14 protein-coding genes are annotated in these 18,189 nt (G+C 68.7%); 9 read left to right on the top strand and 5 right to left on the bottom strand.

Annotated elements, in window-relative coordinates; translation table 11 throughout:
* Positions 1-32 precede the first annotated feature (32 nt).
* A complete protein-coding gene (locus LDQ05_RS00385; RefSeq protein WP_226434910.1) occupies positions 33-1,487 on the bottom strand; it encodes a CCA tRNA nucleotidyltransferase in 1,455 nt (484 codons plus the stop codon).
* Between the two features lie 75 nt (positions 1,488-1,562).
* Between LDQ05_RS00385 and LDQ05_RS00380 the strand changes: the two genes are divergently transcribed.
* The 5 genes from LDQ05_RS00380 (at position 1,563) to LDQ05_RS00360 (ending at position 10,065) form a co-directional block, all read left to right on the top strand.
* Positions 1,563-2,168, top strand: coding sequence for an NUDIX hydrolase (locus LDQ05_RS00380; RefSeq protein ID WP_226434909.1), 606 nt, complete (start codon positions 1,563-1,565; stop codon positions 2,166-2,168).
* Entirely contained in the window at positions 2,165-4,594 is a 2,430-nt protein-coding gene (locus tag LDQ05_RS00375) for a DUF6049 family protein (RefSeq protein WP_226434908.1), read from the top strand. The genes LDQ05_RS00380 and LDQ05_RS00375 overlap by 4 nt, the downstream gene beginning before the upstream one ends.
* Positions 4,591-8,586 carry a murein biosynthesis integral membrane protein MurJ gene (gene murJ, locus LDQ05_RS00370; RefSeq protein ID WP_226434907.1) on the top strand — a complete coding sequence of 1,332 codons (3,996 nt, stop codon included), beginning with the start codon at positions 4,591-4,593 and terminating at the stop codon, positions 8,584-8,586. Before LDQ05_RS00375 ends, murJ begins: the two co-directional genes overlap by 4 nt.
* A 174-nt stretch (positions 8,587-8,760) precedes the next feature.
* The gene (sigM, locus tag LDQ05_RS00365; protein ID WP_226434906.1) at positions 8,761-9,309 is read left to right on the top strand and encodes an RNA polymerase sigma factor SigM; all 549 of its coding nucleotides are present in this window, start codon (positions 8,761-8,763) and stop codon (positions 9,307-9,309) included.
* A 54-nt stretch (positions 9,310-9,363) separates the two neighbouring features.
* Complete coding sequence (locus LDQ05_RS00360; protein ID WP_226434905.1) at positions 9,364-10,065, top strand: RsmA family anti-sigma factor; 702 nt, start codon at positions 9,364-9,366, stop codon at positions 10,063-10,065.
* A 7-nt stretch (positions 10,066-10,072) separates the two neighbouring features.
* On the opposite strand, the gene LDQ05_RS00355 is transcribed toward LDQ05_RS00360, so the two are convergent.
* On the bottom strand, positions 10,073-10,657 hold the full coding sequence (locus tag LDQ05_RS00355; RefSeq protein WP_226434904.1) for a TetR/AcrR family transcriptional regulator: 585 nt from the start codon (positions 10,655-10,657) through the stop codon (positions 10,073-10,075).
* A gap of 96 nt (positions 10,658-10,753) precedes the next feature.
* Between LDQ05_RS00355 and LDQ05_RS00350 the strand changes: the two genes are divergently transcribed.
* From LDQ05_RS00350 to LDQ05_RS00335, 4 genes are all read left to right on the top strand, one after another.
* On the top strand, positions 10,754-11,953 hold the full coding sequence (locus LDQ05_RS00350; protein WP_226434903.1) for an NADH:flavin oxidoreductase: 1,200 nt from the start codon (positions 10,754-10,756) through the stop codon (positions 11,951-11,953).
* 170 nt (positions 11,954-12,123) lie between these two features.
* On the top strand, positions 12,124-13,092 hold the full coding sequence (gene trxB, locus LDQ05_RS00345) for a thioredoxin-disulfide reductase (protein WP_226434902.1): 969 nt from the start codon (positions 12,124-12,126) through the stop codon (positions 13,090-13,092).
* An 87-nt stretch (positions 13,093-13,179) separates the two neighbouring features.
* Complete coding sequence (trxA, locus tag LDQ05_RS00340) at positions 13,180-13,503, top strand: thioredoxin (RefSeq protein ID WP_226434901.1); 324 nt, start codon at positions 13,180-13,182, stop codon at positions 13,501-13,503.
* Between the two features lie 163 nt (positions 13,504-13,666).
* The gene (locus LDQ05_RS00335) at positions 13,667-14,869 is read left to right on the top strand and encodes an N-acetylmuramoyl-L-alanine amidase (RefSeq protein ID WP_226434900.1); all 1,203 of its coding nucleotides are present in this window, start codon (positions 13,667-13,669) and stop codon (positions 14,867-14,869) included.
* Here the strand turns inward: LDQ05_RS00335 and LDQ05_RS00330 are convergent.
* From LDQ05_RS00330 to LDQ05_RS00320, 3 genes are read right to left on the bottom strand one after another with little or no spacing between them, the layout of a single operon-like run.
* Positions 14,853-15,584, bottom strand: coding sequence for a GNAT family N-acetyltransferase (locus LDQ05_RS00330; protein ID WP_226434899.1), 732 nt, complete (start codon positions 15,582-15,584; stop codon positions 14,853-14,855). The genes LDQ05_RS00335 and LDQ05_RS00330 overlap by 17 nt on opposite strands.
* Before the next feature lie 56 nt (positions 15,585-15,640).
* Complete coding sequence (locus LDQ05_RS00325) at positions 15,641-16,864, bottom strand: ParB/RepB/Spo0J family partition protein (protein ID WP_226434898.1); 1,224 nt, start codon at positions 16,862-16,864, stop codon at positions 15,641-15,643.
* A complete protein-coding gene (locus LDQ05_RS00320; protein ID WP_226434897.1) occupies positions 16,861-17,856 on the bottom strand; it encodes a ParA family protein in 996 nt (331 codons plus the stop codon). The genes LDQ05_RS00325 and LDQ05_RS00320 overlap by 4 nt, the downstream gene beginning before the upstream one ends.
* Between the last annotated feature and the right edge of the window lie 333 nt (positions 17,857-18,189).

The following is an 18,189-nucleotide window of genomic DNA, read 5'->3' as shown; positions in this document are numbered from 1 at the left end:
GCACGAGGCGTACCCGTCCGATGCCGGGACGGTCACACCTGCTGACGCTGCTCCCACCAGGCCCGCAGCCGCGTCTCGGCGTCCGCGCGCTCCAACGGACCCTGGTCCAGACGGAGTTCCTTGAGGAAGTTCCACGCCTCACCGACCACCGGCCCCGCGGGAACACCCAGGATCTCCATGATGGCGTTGCCGTCCAGGTCGGGACGCACCCGCGCGAGATCCTCCTGCTCGGCGATCCGGGCGATCCGCTGCTCGAGATCGTCGTACGTGGCCTGCAGGGCGGCGGCACGCCGCTTGTTGCGGGTCGTGCAGTCGGCACGCACCAACTTGTGCAGCCGCGGGAGCAGCGCACCGGCGTCGTGCACGTACCGACGCACCGCGGAGTCCGTCCACTGCCCCTTGCCGTAACCGTGGAAGCGCAGATGCAGGAAGACGAGCTGACCGACGTCGTCGACCATCTGCTTCGAGTACTTCAGTGCCCGCATCCGCCGACGCACCAGCTTCGCGCCGACCACCTCGTGGTGGTGGAAACTGACGCCGCCGCCCGGCTCGTTGCGTTTCGTGTCGGGCTTGCCGATGTCGTGCAGCAACGCCGCCCACCGCAACACCAGATCGGGATCGCCGTCCTCGAGGTCGATCGCCTGCTGGAGGACGGTCAGCGAATGCCAGTACACGTCCTTGTGCTGGTGATGCTCGTCGATCTCGAGTTTCATCGCCGGGATCTCCGGGAGCACCCGCTGCGCGAGACCGGTCTCGACCATGATGTCGATGCCCTCGACGGGATAGTCGCCGAGGATCAACTTGTCGAGTTCGGCCTGCACCCGCTCGGCGCTGATCCGCAGGATCTCGTCCGCCATCCGCGCGATCGCATCCCGCACCCGTTCGGTCAGGGTGAACCCCAACTGCGAGACGAACCGCGCCGCGCGGAGCATCCGCAGCGGATCGTCGTGGAAGGAGTCCTCGGGGAGCGCCGGGGTGTCGAGGACCCCGGCGACCAGATCGTCCATCCCGCCCAGCGGATCGACGAAGTCCTCCGCCCCGCCCGGTCCGATGCGGATCGCCATCGCGTTGACCGTGAAATCACGGCGGACCAGGTCGTCCTCGAGCCGGGTGCCGTACTCGACGATCGGGTGCCGGGTGACGCGGTCGTAGGCGTCGCTGCGGTACGTGGTGATCTCGATCTGGTCGGCACCCTTGACCGCGCTGACCGTGCCGAAGTCGATGCCCGTGTCCCACTGGTGGTCCACCCAGCCGCGCAGCAGCTCCTGGACGACCTCGGGGCGCGCGTCGGTGGTGAAGTCGAGGTCGGTGCCGAGCCTGCCCAGCACGGCGTCACGAACGCTGCCGCCGACCAGGTAGAGCTCGTGCCCGGCCTCCGAGAATCGGGTACCGAGCGGAGCGAGCACATCCGACAGGGCACGCAGCGTCGACTCGGCGCCGGCCAGCAGCCGAGTGCGACGGTCGGCGTCCGCGGAGGGGGAGTTCACGTCTTCGAACCTTACCGAGCGGACCGGGAGCATGGTTCGACAGGCACCGACTCCTTTACATCTACTATCTATGAGGTGTCGCCCTCAGAACGTGCCAACCGCAACCGCCGCAGCTCGCGGCGGCGCGGGTCGGGCGGCAAGAACCCCGTCCGCGGTGGCTCCGCGGCGAGCGCTCCCGCAGTTCAGGGGCGTTTACGAACCGTGCGGGAGACGTCGGCCGGGGGTCTGGTCGTGGACGGTCTCGGCGGGCCCACCGATCAATTGTGCGCCGCGTTGATCGGCCGTACGGACCGCCGCGGCCGGTTGCTCTGGTCGCTTCCCAAGGGTCACATCGAGAAGGGTGAGACGGCCGAGGAGACGGCGATGCGGGAGGTGCACGAGGAGACGGGGGTGCGCAGCACCGTCCTCACCGAACTCGGCAGCATCGACTACTGGTTCGTCACGGAGGGCCGGCGCGTCCACAAGACTGTGCATCACTATCTGCTGCGATATCTCGGAGGGGAGTTGTCGGACGCCGACGTCGAGGTCACGGAGGTGGCGTGGGTGCCGCTGCGGGAGCTGCGGACGCGGCTGGCGTACGCCGACGAACGCAAGCTCGCCGCCATCGCCGACCGGCTCATCGCCGATCTCGACCCCGCCTGGTTGCCGGATGCCGACGGACCGGGGGCCCATCTCGCATGAGATCGGTTCTCTCCCGGGCCGCGGCCGCGGTCGTCTCGGTGCTCACGCTCGTTCTCGGTGTCACGGTCGCGGGATTTCCCGTCACCGCGACGGCGCAGCCCGTCGACGAACCCCGGTTCCTGAGGTTGAGCATCGACGAGATCACGCCTCAGGTGGTGTCGACGTCGAGCGATCCCGTGGTGACGGTCAGCGGAACGGTCACGAACATCGGTGATCGGGCGGTCGACGACGTGTGGGTGCGGTTGCAGCGCGCCCCGCAGGTCACCGATTCCGGTGAGCTCCGCTCGTCGCTGACCCTCGACCAGTCCGGATTCGACACCGTCGGCAATTTCGAGGAGGTCGCCGACCGTCTCGAGCAGGGAGCGCGTCGGACCTTCCGGCTCGAGCTGCCGTTGCGGTCTTCCCTGGTTCCGTCGCTGAACATCGCGTCGCCGGGGGTGTACCCGCTGTTGGTGAACGTCAACGGCACCCCCGAGTACGGCGGGCAGGCGCGTCTCGACGACGCCCGTTTCCTGCTGCCCGTGCTCGGTGTTCCGGAGTCCGGGGAGCACGGTGCCGACGGGTACGAGGCCGACGAGTACGGAGCGGGGGAGTCCGGAGCGGGAGAATCCACGGGCGGCACCGACGACGCCGTGTTCCCCGCCGTCGACGCCACCCCCACCGAACCCGTCCCGACGACGCTGCTGTGGCCGCTCGCGGACACGCCGCGGATCGCGGCGGGTGTCCCGGGTTCGGCCACCGACCCGGTGCGTTTCGTCGACGACACGCTCGCGACGTCGTTGACGGAAGGCGGCAGGCTCGACGGGTTGCTGCGCGCCGCCGAGGACACCGCGGCGAACGATCCGCGGGTCGCCGACGCGATGTGCCTCGCGGTCGATCCCGACCTGCTCGTCTCCGTCGCCGGCATGACCACCGAATACCTCGTCGTCGACGACCCCGCCGACCCGCTCGGCGCCGCCACCCCGGGTTCCGGGACGGATGCGGCGATCGGCTGGCTCGAGCGACTGCGTGGCCTGGCGACACGGATGTGCACGACCCCGCTCCCGTTCGCCCAGGTCGATGTGACGGCGCTGGCGGAACTCCCGGAATCCGCGGGGCGGGACTCGCTCGTCGGCACGGCCCTGGCTGCCCCCGCCGTGATCGTCGACGAACTTCTCGGCGTCGACTCGCTCGACTCGGTGGTGTGGCCCGATGCCGGTGTCCTCACCGAGAAGGCGGGGCTACTGCTCGCCGAGGACGGTCCCGTGACCGCGCTGCTCGCCGACGCGGCGTTCGACTCCGGGTATTCGGCCCGTCCGTCGACGATGCGGGTCAGCGGCGTCGACGGTTTGACCGCGGCGGTGTTCGACGGCGCGTCCGCCGCGGCCTTCGCCGCGATGGGCGACCGGCCGCAGACCCCGTCGTTCGTGCCGGAGAGCGCACGCTACGACCTGACCGAGGACACGGAGACCGCGCGGTTGCAGGATGCGCTCGCCGCGGTCGCGTGGCCGGCGCTGAACGCCGCGGGTGATTCGGCCCCGGACGGCACCGCGACCGCGGGGGGCTCCACCGATCCCGTGGTGTTCGCCCCACCGCAGGTGTGGTCGCCGTCACCGGACGACGCGGCGGCGACGGTGTCGCTGCTCGGGACGCTCGTGCGGTCCGGGCTCGCGACGCCCCGTCCGTTCCGGGAGGTCGTTGCGGATGCGGCGGCGAAGGCCGGGGACGTCGAGGCCCGGCTCCTCACCTACCCCGAGGAGGCACTCGAGGACGGTGTCCCCGTGTCGTCGGCAACGCTCGCCGCCGACCAGGCCGAACGGCTCGACACCCTGCAGGACGCCTTCGTCGAGGATCCCCAGGCACAGCTCACCCCCGGACGGTTCACCGCACCCCTGCGGCACGGCCTTGTCCGCGCACTGTCCTCCGCCGACCGACGCGGCACCGATCCGGAGGCCGCTGCCGCCGCCGCGCTGAACCGCCTCCACGAGACCACCGAGGCGGTGGACCGGGTGTTCGAATCGGTGACGGTGCTGTCGCCGGGCGGGGTCTACACCCTGACCTCGGAACAGAGCCCGCTGGTGCTGGTCGTCCGCAACGATCTGCCGGTGGGGATCACCGTGCGCCTGCACGTCGACGTTCCCGACGGGGTGGAGATCACCGATATCGGGCCGACGCAGCTTCCCCCGCGCGGCAGCCGAACCCTGACCGTGCCGGCACGGATCAGCGAATCCCTGAAGATGGACATCGAGTTCGCGTTGACGACCGAGTCCGGGCTGCCGCTCGGCAGTACCGCGCAGGTGACGGTGCGGTCCAACGCGTACGGGAGGATCATCGCGATCGTCACGGGATGCGCGGGTGCACTGCTGCTGTTCCTCGCCGGACGACGACTTCTGCACAGGTTCCGGGGCGAACCGGACCCGGCCGACGAAGGGTACGAAACGCGATGAGCGGGAACTCGACGCGAGACGCGGGCGCCGGGGCGCGGACGGCGGGCACGGTGTCGGCTCCGACGACCTCTCCCGACGTGACCGGCACCTCCGGTGGGTCGGGGGGTGGCCGGCGCGCACAGAGCCTGCTGGCCGCGACCGGATCCATCGCGGTGGCGACGCTGATCAGCCGGATCACGGGTTTCCTCAAGCAGCTGCTGATCCTCACCCTCCTGGGCGCCGGTGTCGCCAGCTCGTTCACGGTCGCGCACCAGATCCCCAACATGATCTCCGAGCTGGTGCTCGGTGCCGTCCTCACCTCCATCGTCGTGCCCGTGCTGGTCCGTGCAGAACGGGACGATCCCGACGGTGGTGAGAAGTTCATCCGGCGGTTGTTCACCGCCGCGCTGGTGCTGCTCGGGTCGGCGACCGTGCTGGCCGTGGCCGCGGCGCCGTTGCTGACCACGCACATCTTCCTCGACGATTCGGGGCAGGTGTCGACATCGCTGACGACGGCGCTCTCGTTCCTGCTGTTGCCCGCGATCGTGTTCTACGGGTTGTCCGGCCTGTTCACGGGCATCCTCAACACCCGGCAGGTGTTCAAGCCGGGGGCGTGGGCGCCCGTGCTCAACAACGTCGTCGTGCTGTGTGTGCTGGTGCTGTACTACCTGATGCCCGGCGAGATCACCCTCGACCCGGTGCGCATGAGCGACCCGAAACTGCTGGTACTCGGTATCGGTGTGCTGCTCGGTGTCGTCACGCAGGCCATGTCGCTGCTGCCCGCCCTGCGCCGCGAGGGCATCAGCCTCAAACCGCTGTGGGGACTCGACGATCGGCTGCGGCAGTTCGGTGGCATGGCTGCCGCGATCATCCTGTACGTGCTGATCAGTCAGGTCGGCATGATCTTCGCGACCCGCGTGTCGTCGGCAGCCGACGAGGCGGGACCGGCGATCTACAACAACGCGTGGCTGCTGCTGCAGTTGCCCTACGGGGTGCTGGGTGTGACGGTGCTGACGGCGATCATGCCGCGGCTGAGCCGCAACGCGGCCGAGGGCGACACACCCGCCGTCGTGGACGATCTGTCCGTCGCGACCCGCCTGACGATGATCGCGCTGATCCCCATCGTCACCTTCCTCACGATCGCCGGACCCCAGATCGGTACCGCTCTGTATGCGTACGGCAGTTTCGGTGCCGGCAACGCCGACCTGCTCGGCCGTGCCGTCAGCTGGTCGGCGTTCACCCTCATCCCGTATTCGCTGGTGTTGATCCACCTGCGGGTCTTCTACGCGCGGGAACAGGCCTGGACACCGACCTGGATCATCCTGGGGATCACGGCCGTCAAGATCGCGCTGTCCGCGTTGGCCCCGGTCGTCGCGTCCGACAGCGATCAGGTCATCGTCCTGCTCGGCGTCGCCACGGGCGTCGCCTTCACGGTCGGTGCGTTCATCGGCGGGTTCCTGCTGCACCGCACGCTCGGGAACCTGCAGATGACCAACGTCGGCCGCACGGTGTGGCAGGTCCTGGCCGCGTCGGCGGCGGGTGCGGTCACGGTGCTGCTCACCGAACGGCTGCTGCAACTCGACGCGCTCAGCGACCGGCTCGGCGGCATCGGTTCGTTCATCCGCGTCGGCATCACCGGTGTCCTCATGGTGCTGGTCTCGCTCGTGGTGATGTGGCTGCTCAGAGTGCCCGAGATCCTGGCCGTCGAGGCCGCGGTCCGGCGGAGGCTGCGCGGCGGCGCGAGCGACGAACCGGCCGACACCCCCGACGAGACCCCCGGCGGCGCGGCGGCAGCGACGGCGCCGCGACGCCCCGTCCCGCCGCTGCCGCCGTACGTGTACGGCGAGTACGACGCGGAGCGGACGGTGGTGCTGCCACGCATCGACTACGGCGAATACGGTGTCGGTCCGTACGACGCGATCACAGAGGTCATCCCGGCGATCCGGGACTTCCCCGGTCGCGACCGGTCACAGCAACAACTCCCGTACCCTGGTCGTCAGCAGATCCGGTCGGGGCGTCGCGGTCCGCGCTATTTCGTGGCTCCCGGCGACCCCAGGCTCCGCACGGGCAGTGGTGGACGAGTCGACGACGAAGGAGTGATGGTGAGCGACGACCACGCGGCCGGCAAGTCCATGCTCGATGCGAAGGACCGCGCAGGTGCGGACGGGTCGGGTGAGGCGAAGCCGGCGAATTCCGGCTCCCGTGAGACGAAGCCGACGGATTCCGGTTCGGTCGGGGCAGCGAACGAGTCCGCCGCTCCCGGAGCCCCGAGCGACGGCGCGGCCACGCAGGCGGTACCCGCTCCGACGGCACCCGACGCGCCCCGGACGAAGGCGCCGCAGGGTGCGCGACCGGCGCGTCCCGCACGCGAACCGAACCTCGACACCGGCATCATCCCGATCGGCTCCCCTCAGTTGCCTCCGGTGCGCGTCGCTGGATCCGCACCGGCACGTCCGATGCGCGGTCCCGAACTGATCGCCGGCGCGTCGGTGGCCGGTGGGCGGTACCGGCTGCTCGCCCCGCACGGCGGCGCCCGCGGGTTGCGGTTCTGGCAGGCCCTCGACGTGAAGCTCGACCGCGAGGTGGCACTGACGTTCGTCGATGCCGAGCAGCAGGCCGTCGACGCGACGGGACCGGACTCACCCCAGTCGGTGTTGTCGCGCACCCTGCGACTCGGACGGATCAATTCGCCCGGTCTCGCGCGTGTGCTCGACGTCGTGCGCGGCAGTTCGGGTGGCATCGTCGTGTCCGAGTGGACGCCCGGTCGGTCGTTGCGTGAGATGTCGACGACGGAGCCGTCCCCGATCGGCGCGGCCCGGGCGGTGCGTGCCCTCGCCGCCGCCGCGGAGTCCACTCATCGCGCGGGCAGCGCGTTGTCGATCGACCATCCCGACCGGATCCGCATCAGTGTCGCGGGCGACGCGGTGCTGGCCTTCCCCGCGACCTTCTCCGATGCCGACGCGATCTCCGACGTCCACGGTCTCGGCGCGACCCTGTACGGATTGATCACCGGTCGGTGGCCGCTCGACGAACCCGCGGCGCCGGGTGCCCGCGGGGCGGACACCGCGCGCAAGGGCGGCACCGTCGGAGGTATGCCCCCGGCCGAACGCGGCGGTGGTGGGATGCCCGTCGAGCCGCGGGTCCTGCGACCGGATGTGCCGTTCGAGATCTCCGCCGTCGCGGTCCGCGCGTTGTCCACGGACGGTGGTATCCGTACCGCCGCCACGGTTCAGCACATTCTCGATCAGGCGTCGGTCGTCGATCAGAAGACGGACATGATGCCGGCGCTGCGACTCGGTCAGCGTTCCGCGGTCACCGAGAACCATGCACTGAGCGATCCCGAAGCGCTCGCCGAGAAGAAGAAGCATTCGCAGCGCATGATGACCGCGCTGATCGGGTTGGGTATCACCACGGTGGTGCTGCTCGCGCTCATCGGGTGGTGGATCACCAATCTGCTTGCGGGCGATGCAAACGATCTGCCGCTCACCAGCCAGGAATTCGGTCTCACGTCCACCGCGGAGGCGCCCGCTCCTCCCGCGGACCCGACGGGCGCCGCGACACCGGCCGTCGCGTCCGGTCCGGTCGCGGCCACCTCCGTCAGCGTGTATTCCCCCCAGGGAACACCGGATTCGCCGGCGACGGCCGCGCAGGCGATCGACGGGGATCCGAGTACCGAGTGGAGCACCGACGCCTACTTCGATCCGTTTCCGTCGCTGAAGAACGGTGTCGGGTTGCTCGTCACGCTCGCCGAACCCGCCACGCTCACCGACGTCACCGTCACCACCGACACCCCGGGCACCGTCGTGGAGGTGCGCAGTGCTCCGTCCGACAATCCCTCACTCGACCAGACCCAGGTGATCGGTTCCGCCACACTGGGTTCGGGCGAGACCGCGATTCCCGTGGAGGCGAACGGCAGTACGTCGCACGTGTTGCTGTGGATCACCGACCTGAGCACGAGCGGTGGCAGCAACAAGAGCGCGATCTCCGAGGTGACGTTCGAAGCCGCACGCTGATCCGGGCTCCGACCGGAACCTCACGAACGGCGCTGCATCCGACGAATCGGATAACATCCGCGCGTGCGAATATTCGGGGGGATCGCCGGTATCGCCGTGTCCTCGTTCCGGGACGGGTCTGACACAGGGGTAGCGGACACAGGGGTAGCGGACACGGGGAGCCCGGACACGGGGGTGCCGGACACCGCGCTGTTGGCTGCGCACGCGGCGGGCGACGAGCACGCCTTCCGGATACTGGTGCGCCGCCACTACGACTACCTGTGGCAGGTGGCACGCCGGGTGAGTCCGTCCGTGGACGACGCCGCCGACTCCCTTCAGGACGCGCTGCTGTCGGCGCATCGGAGGGCCGCGACGTTCCGTGAGGACGCCGCGGTGCGCAGCTGGTTGCACACCATCGTCGTCAATGCCTGTCTGGATCGGATCCGGCGTTCCCGGGCACGGCCCACCGTGCCGCTGATCGAGGATGCACTGTCGGCGTCGGTGAGCCACGACGATCCCATCGTCGATGTGGAGACGGCCCTCGACATCGCGACGGCGTTGCGATCGCTGACTGCCGACCAGCGTGCCGCGGTCGTCGCCGTCGACGTGGAGGGCTATTCGGTGCGCGATGCGGCCAGGTTGCTGGGGGTTCCGGAGGGCACGGTGAAGAGCCGGTGCTCGCGGGGCCGCACCGTACTCGCGCAACTTCTCGGGGATTTTCGGGGTCGAGGGAACCGATCGTGAGTTCGGTCCGTCTTAATCTGGTGAGTGCATCCGACCCGCCGAGGAGTTCCGCGCATGAACGAGGACGATCTTCCCCGTCCGCCGTACCCTGTCGCGCTGCTGGCCGATCTGCACGCGGGGGTTCTGGACGATGCCGTCGCCGAGCGACTGTGGTCGTCGGTCCGCCGCGACGCCGACGCCATGGCGATTCTCGACCGGTTCGATGACATCCGGCTGCAATTGCGTGAACTGCGGGTACCGGACGTCGACGGCGCGGGTGAGGGCGGACGGATCCCACCCGAGATCGCCGCGCGGATCGACACCGCGCTGGCGGCTCGGGAACGGCCCGCTCCGGCACGGGTCGGACGCTGGGCGGCGGCCGCGGCCGGGATCGGTGTCGCCGCGGCATGCGCCGCCGTCATCGCGTTCGGGTTGCGACCGGGCGGCGACGACACCGCGCCGCAGGCGCAGCCGGCGACCGGTGGGGGCACCCACCTCGTGGACGGCACACTGCCCCCCGACGCACTTCGCGCCGTCGTCGGCAGTTCCGGGCTCGGCCCGCTGTCGGATCCCGACCGGTTGGGGGAGTGCCTGTCGGCGAACGGTTTCGCACCCGATTCGGTGATCGTCGGTTCCCAGGTGATCCGGGGAGCGGGCGACGAGGTGATCGCGTTGCTGCTCAGTGGCCCCGTGCCACCCCAACTCACCGCGCTGGTCGTCGGAACACACTGCAGTGCAGCAGATCCCGCGACAGTGCAGGTGGAGGTTCTCGGCTGACGCGGGCTCACCCGCGATCGCGCGCAACCGGCAGGAGCAGTTCGAGGATGCGTGCGCGCAGCGCCGGGGTGTCGTCCTCGGCCGCGATCAGACCGGCGAAGAGCGCCGATCCCGCTGCCATGACCAGCACTGCGCGCGCGTCCAACTGCGCATCCGACAGCTCGGGATCACCGGAGTCGGTTCCCCCGTCGACGAACAGCGCGGTGCTCGGACCGCTGAACGTCCGCCACAGGGCCGTCCGCAGATCCTCGTGGTCGCGCAGCGCCGCGAGCAACCCCGGCAGCGCGGCCCGGACATCGGGGCGGGAGAACAGTTCGGCGCTGGCCGTGACCACCCATTCGATCCACCCTCGCCGGTCGATGCCGCCGTACGGGGCGAGATCCGGTGCGGAGCCCAGCAGCGCGTCGAGAACCAGGTGCGCCTTGGTCGGCCACCGGCGGGTCAGGGTTGCGCGCCCGACTCCCGCCTCACCCGCGAGCGCCCGCATGCTGAGTCCGTCCCACCCCCGTTCGACGAGCATCCTGCGGGTGATCTCGAGGACGTGGGCGTCGATACGCGGGTCGCGGGGGCGTCCGGGTGCGGCGTCAGGCATTCGTCCCTGTTTTCTGAATCGACGGTGGCGGTGCGATGTCCCGCAAGGCTATAGTCGGACCACAATTACGATACCACCGGCATCGAAAGTAGGGGCATGTCTTCGCCGCGACCGACCGTGTTCGAACCCGCCCGTCTCGGACCGCTGACGCTGCGCAACCGCATCGTCAAAGCGGCCACATTCGAAGGAGTCATGCCGCGCGGCGCCGTCTCCGACGACCTCGTCGAGTTCCACACCGAGGTCGCACGCGGCGGAACGGCACTGACGACCGTCGCCTACTGCTCCGTGTCACCCGCCGGCCGCGTGCACCGCGACACCCTCGTCCTGGATGCCGACGCCGTGCCCGGACTCCGCAGGCTCACCGACTCCGTCCACGCCGAAGGTGCGCTCGCGTCGGCGCAGATCGGTCATGCGGGCCTCGTCGCCAACCAGATCTCCAACGGCATGCGCAGCACCGCCCCGTCCACACGCATCAGCGCGCCCGGAATGGGACTCGTGAAGGGTGCCACCCTCGCCGAACTCGACACGATCGTCGACGATTACGCCACCGCCGCGCGGTACGCCGTGGATTCCGGCTTCGATGCGCTCGAGATCCATCTCGGGCACAACTATCTGCTCAGCTCGTTCTTCAGTCCCAACCTGAACAAGCGCACCGACCGCTACGGCGGCAGCGTCGCGAATCGCAGCGCCTACCCCCGTCGCGTCCTCGAAGCCGTTCGGCGCGCGGTCGGCGACGACGTCGCGATCACCGCGAAGTTCAACATGACCGACGGCGTACCCAAGGGACTGTGGCTCGACGAATCGCTGCCCATCGCGAAACTCATCGAATCGGACGGGCACATCGACGCGATGGAGCTCACGGGCGGAAGCTCCCTGCTCAACGGCATGTACTTCTTCCGCGGCGACGTCCCGATGAAGGAATTCCAGGAGTCGCAGCCGAAACTGGTCGGCTGGGGCCTGAAGCTGTACGGCCCGAGGATCTTCCCGAAGCTCCCGTTCGAGGAGGCGTTCTTCCTGCCGATGGCGCGGCAGTTCCGGTCGGAGTTGTCGCTGCCGCTGATCCTGCTGGGCGGAATCAACCGCCGCGACACGATGGAGACCGCGCTCGACGAAGGCTTCGAGTTCGTCGCGATGGGCCGCGCGCTCCTGCGCGATCCGTATGTCGTCGACAAGATGCGGCGCGAGGTCGCGCACGAGGGTCTGTGCATCCACTGCAACAAGTGCATGCCGACGATCTACACGGGAACCCGCTGCGTGATCCGCGAGACTCTGCGGGACGTCGAACTCGGCGTGTGAACCGTGCGACCGCCTCCGGCTCCCGGCCCGTCCCGGAGCCGTCCGCGGGAGACCGGATGGACACGGTGGTGTCCCGATGTGTGGCGTGAGGCACGGCATACGGGGAACAACACCGTTTACCCTGGTGTTGGTATGTGAAACCCCAGCCCCAGACGACCCGGAAGGCTCACATGTCGACAGCGCCCACGATCCACGACATCATCATCGTCGGTTCGGGACCGGCCGGATACACCGCGGCGATCTACGCCGCCCGCGCCGAACTCGCACCGCTGGTGTTCGAGGGAACCCAGTTCGGCGGTGAACTGATGACCACGACCGAGGTCGAGAACTTCCCCGGATTCCGTGAGGGGATCATGGGTCCCGAACTGATGGATCAGATGCGCGAGCAGGCGCTGCGTTTCGGCGCCGATCTGCGTACCGAGGACGTCGAGGAGATGGACCTCACCGGTGCGGTCAAGACGGTCGTCGCGAACGGCGAAACCTACAGTGCCCGCGCCGTGATCCTCGCGATGGGCGCCGAACCCCGCTATCTCGGGGTACCGGGGGAGGAGCGGCTGCTCGGCCGCGGTGTCTCGGCGTGCGCCACGTGCGACGGGTTCTTCTTCCGCGATCAGGACATCGCCGTCGTCGGCGGCGGCGACTCCGCGATGGAGGAAGCCACCTTCCTCACCCGCTTCGCGCGCAGCGTCACCCTCATCCACCGCAGCGAGAACTTCCGCGCATCGAAGGTCATGCTGGCCCGAGCCCGCGAGAACGACAAGATCCGGTTCGCCACCAACACCCGTGTCGTGGAGGTGCAGGGTGAGAACAGCGTCGAGAATCTCGTCGTGGAGGACACGGTGACCGGTGAACGCCGCGACCTCGCCGTCACCGGTCTGTTCGTCGCCGTGGGTCACGATCCGCGCAGCAGCCTCGTCACCGGCCAGGTGGACCTGGACGGTGAGGGCTACGTGCAGGTCACCGCACCCGGCACCGCCACGTCGCTGCCCGGCGTGTTCGCCGCGGGAGACCTCGTCGACCACACCTACCGGCAGGCCATCACCGCCGCCGGCACCGGTTGTTCCGCCTCGATCGACGCGGAGCGGTGGCTCGCCGCGAATCGCGACGAAGCTGTCGCCGCGGTCTCCGCGTCCGTCTGAGCCCCACCCCGTCGATACCCCCACGGCCGGTCCGGCACCACCTCGAACCGCCGTCCCGCATCAGTTCACCCGATTCCAGGAGGCACAGTGTCCAACACCGTCACCATCACCGACTCGTCGTTCGTCGAGGACGTCCTGCAAGCCGACAAGCCCGTCCTCGTCGACTTCTGGGCGACGTGGTGCGGGCCGTGCAAGATGGTCGCGCCGGTCCTCGAGGAGATCGCCGGTGAGCACGCCGAGAAGCTGACCGTCGCCAAGCTCGACATCGACGCCAACCCGTCGTCGGCGCGTGACTATCAGGTCATGTCGATCCCCACGATGATCCTGTTCTCCGGTGGCAAGCCCGTGAAGACGATCGTCGGCGCCAAGGGCAAGGCGGCGTTGCTGCGCGAACTGGGGGACGTGCTGTAGTACCGTCCCAGGATCAGCCTCGGATACGCCCGGGAAAGCCTGTTCGGAGCGTGTTTGAGACAATCCGTCCGGGTGACGCCCGGCCCTCGGGCCGGGCGCGACCGAGCGGTACCCAGTCAGTTCAGATCAGCGCAGTACGGATCAGCACGGAAAGGCCCGAGACATGCGTCCTCTTCGTCACGGCGATCACGGTCCTGCCGTCGCCGAGATCCGCAGCATCCTGGCGGGTCTGGGATTCCTCCACGACGGGACGCCCGCGCACGGCGGAATCGACGGCGGCGGCGAACTCGATCCCGCGCTCGAGGATGCCGTGTTCGATCGACTCCTCGACGGTGCGGTACGCGCGTTCCAGCAGCAGCGTGGTCTGCTCGTCGACGGCGTCGTCGGTCCCGCCACGTACCGCTCGCTGCGTGAGGCGTCGTACCGGCTCGGTGCGCGCACGCTGATCTACCAGCTGTCGGCCCCCCTGTACGGCGACGACGTCGCGTCGCTCCAGACACGGTTGCAGGATCTCGGGTTCTACGTGGATCGCGTCGACGGCTATTTCGGCCCGCGGACACACGACGGACTCAGCTCGTTCCAGCGGGAGATCGGCCTGTCCCCGGACGGGATCTGCGGCGCCGAGACGCTGCGCGCGCTCGACCTGCTCGGCACGCGGGTGTCGGGTGGGTCGCCGCACGCCATCAGCGAAGAGGAGATCGTCCGACGCTCCGGTTCGCAGCTCAGCGGGAAGCGGATCGTCGTCGATCCGGGGCTCGGCGGAAACCATCACGGGTACATCGTGCGGAACCGGCACGGTGTGATCTCCGAAGCCGACATCCTGTGGGATCTCGCGCGCCGACTCGAAGGGCGGATGGCCGCGACGGGCATGGAGACGTTCCTGTCGCGTCCGTATCACGCCGACCCCACCGACATCGAGCGGGCGGGCACCTCGAACGCCTTCGGGGCCGATCTGATGATCTCCCTGCGATGCGATTCGAGTTCGTCCCCCCTTGCCAACGGCATCGCGAGTTTCCACTACGGGAACTCCCACGGCTCCGAATCGATGATCGGCCAGGTTCTCACCGGCTACATCCAACGTGAGATCGTCGCGCGGACACCGCTGCAGGATTGCCGCAGCCACGGTCGCACGTGGGACCTGCTCCGGCTGACGAACATGCCGACGGTTCAGATCGACCTCGGGTACCTCACCAACGGGCACGACTCCACCGTCCTGTCCGATCCCCGCCACCGCGACACGATCGCCGAGGCGATCCTCGTCGCCGTCAAACGTCTGTACCTGCTCGGCCAGGACGATCAGCCCACCGGCACCTACACGTTCGCCGAGCTTCTCGCCGAAGAACTGTCCATCACCGAGACCCGCTGACCGATCCGGGAGCGCCGTGGTCGACGACCACGGCCCCCGCCGGTTTGACGACGAGATCCTCCACGGTCAGCGACGCGGCCTCGAGGAGACGATCGAGTGCCGCCTCGACCTCTTCCTTCCAACCGTGATCACGATCCAGTTCGAGGCGCAGCCGCGGATACCGGTGATGCGGTGCGATCACGTCGAACCCCATGTCCTCGAGGAAGTCCGCGGGAATCATGCATTCGGCGGGAGAACACTCGCGCCCGGCGGTTGCGGTGGGAGTGTCCGCCGGCTTCCGGGTGGCCACGTCACCCCTGATTCCGAATGCCTCGATCGCGCGGACGTTGCGGCGCACCAGATCGTCGACGACCGCGCGGATCAGGTCACCGGCGACGTCGGTGTCGTCCGCGATGGGTTCCAACCTGATGGTGGTCAGGAGAATGGCGTCGGCACTCACCGGGGAGGTCGGGAACCACTGCGCCCGCGGCACCATGCTGGGCGGCGCGTAGAACACGCATCCGGCGATCCGGTCGCCGATCGACGCGATCCGGGCACACGAACCCCACTGCAGCATGACCGTCGACAGCCACGCCTCCTTCTCGAACTCGGGGTCCACGAAGCCGAGTGATTCGGCGGCCGCCGCGGGATCCATCTCCCAGAAGACGCATCGTCGGGCATGGAACGGCAACTGCTCGATGCCGCTCAGGGTGAGCGGTACGACTCGGGTCGACACGGCTTAGCTTCGCCTCCACGCCTTGATCCACACGTCCATGTGCTCCGAATGCGGAGTCAGGAAGCACCCTTCTGGGATTCCATCATCGTGACGATGCGCTCGAGATCGTCGACCGACCCGAACTCCACCACGATCTTGCCCTTGCGTTTACCGAGGCTGACGGTGACACGGGTGTCGAACGAGTTCGACAGGCGTTCGGCCACATCCTGCAGACCGGGCATCTGAATCGGTTTGCGGCGCTGCGGTGACGGAGTGTCGGGAGCGGTACCCCGATTCGCGAGGACGACGGCTTCCTCGGTGGCGCGCACCGACATGCCCTCGGCGACGATCCGGGCGGCCAGCACCTCCTGTGCGTCGGCGCCCGCATCGAGCGACAACAGTGCGCGGGCGTGCCCCGCCGAGAGAACACCGGCGGCCACGCGTCGCTGCACGGGAATCGGCAGCTTCAGCAGCCTGATCATGTTGGTGACCACCGGTCGCGAGCGACCGAGACGGGCGGCGAGTTCCTCGTGGGTGACCTCGAACTCCTCCAGCAACTGCTGGTAGGCCGCGGCCTCCTCGAGGGGGTTGAGTTGAACGCGGTGGATGTTCTCGAGCAGCGCGTCACGCAGCAGCGCATCGTCCTCGGTGTCACGGACGATCGCGGAGATCGTGGTGAGACCGGCCTGCTGGGACGCGCGCCAACGCCGCTCACCCATGATGAGCTGGAAACGATCGTCCTCGATGCGACGCACCACGATCGGCTGCATCAGTCCGAATTCGCGGATCGAATGCACGAGTTCGTCGAGCGCATCCTCGTCGAACACCTGACGCGGCTGCTTCGGGTTCCGGTCGATCCGATCGATCGGGATCTCGAGATAGACCGCTCCGGTGGGGGAGGGGAGGGGGTCACCCTCCGCCGCGGTCACGGCCGCGGCGCGGTCGGGGTTGCTCGCGCCCTTCGCTGGCGTGGCCGTCCCGCGCTCCGTGTCGTCGGGATCCGAACCGGCGGGTGCGGATGCCGGGGTCCCGTCACCGATGACGACGTCGGCGGCGGCGGTACCCAACCCCGACGGCGCGATCGTCAGTCCGGCGGCCGGGGCGCGGCGCACCGACGACGTCCTGGACGTGGATTTCGCGGCCGGTTTCGCTGCGGTGGCCACCGCAGCGGCGGCCGCGGTGGGTTCCTCCGACGCGGACGCGGGCTCGTCCGTCTCGGCCGGCGGGGTCGCGACGGGCGGGCCCGTCGGGATCAGCGCAGCAAGTCCTCGTCCGAGCCCACCCTTACGTGTCGCGCTCATGCCTTCCCCTGATTCTCGTGTAGCCCGCGTGCCGCCAGTTCACGACCGGCGTCGAGGTAGCTCATCGCGCCCCGCGAACCAGGATCGTAGTCGAGAACGGTCGTCCCGTAGCCCGGAGCTTCCGATACCTTCACGCTGCGGGGGATCACCGATCGCAACACCGCGGCACCGAAGTGCTGACGCACCTCCGCCGCCACCTGGTCGGCGAGTTTCGTGCGGCCGTCGTACATCGTCAACAGGACGGTGGAGACGTGGAGATCCGGATTCAGGTGCGCCTGCACGAGTTCGATGTTGCGCAGGAGCTGACCCACACCCTCGAGCGCGTAGTACTCGCATTGAATGGGGATGAGGACTTCCTTCCCCGCGACCAACGCGTTGACCGTCAGCAGCCCCAGCGAGGGCGGGCAGTCGATGAGGATGTAGTCGAACTCCCTGTCACCGAGCGCGGCGGGGGTCAGCGCGTTGCGTAGGCGGTTCTCGCGGGCGACCATCGAGACGAGTTCGATCTCGGCGCCGGCGAGGTCGATGGTCGCCGGGATGCAGAACAGCTTGTCGCTGTGCGGACTCTGCTGAATCGCCTCGGCCGCGGTGACATCGCCGAGGAGCACCTCGTAGCTCGACGGGATACCGGAGTGGTGGGGGACCCCGAGCGCGGTACTCGCATTTCCCTGCGGATCGAGGTCGACGACGAGAACCGACAGTCCCTGAATGGCGAGCGCCGCCGCGAGGTTGACGGCTGTCGTGGTCTTACCGACCCCACCCTTCTGATTCGCGATGGTGAAGACTCGCCGTTCGCGCGGCTTCGGCAGCGATTCCGTCGCACTGGGATGCAGGATCTGACTCGCTCGGTGCGCCGCCGCTCCGATGGGAGTGTCCGCGATCGAGATGTCCTCGTAGGAGACCGGGAAGTATTCGTCGTCGTTCTGGGACTCGTTCACGCGAGTGCCGGATTCGGTTTCACGTGAAACAGCGGACTCAGATCCACTCGACATGGAACGCTCCTTATACGTAGACCCGTTCGGTTGGCAACGCTACAACCTTCACCTCGTCCGGCGCGCGCCACACGCGGGGGCGCAGACCGGACCGGGGTCGAACACGACGGGAGTTCACCACCCCCACCCTCGACCGCTTCAGTATTCCAGAGCGGCGAACGATCGAAACGCGGCGCCCGTTCGCACCCGATGTTTCACGTGAAACGACAAGCCGTCATGTTTCACGTGAAACATGACGGCTTGTCGCGGGGGAGGGGAGGGGTGCGGATGTCGCGATGTTTCACGTGAAACAACGCGCCTGCCCCTACTGTCACAGTGACGTAACTGCCGGGC

This window comes from Rhodococcus yananensis, from assembly GCF_020515525.1.
Lineage (GTDB): Bacteria > Actinomycetota > Actinomycetes > Mycobacteriales > Mycobacteriaceae > Rhodococcus > Rhodococcus yananensis.
The sequence above is the reverse complement of the archived record's forward strand: the minus strand, read 5'-3'. Positions and strand labels throughout refer to the sequence as shown.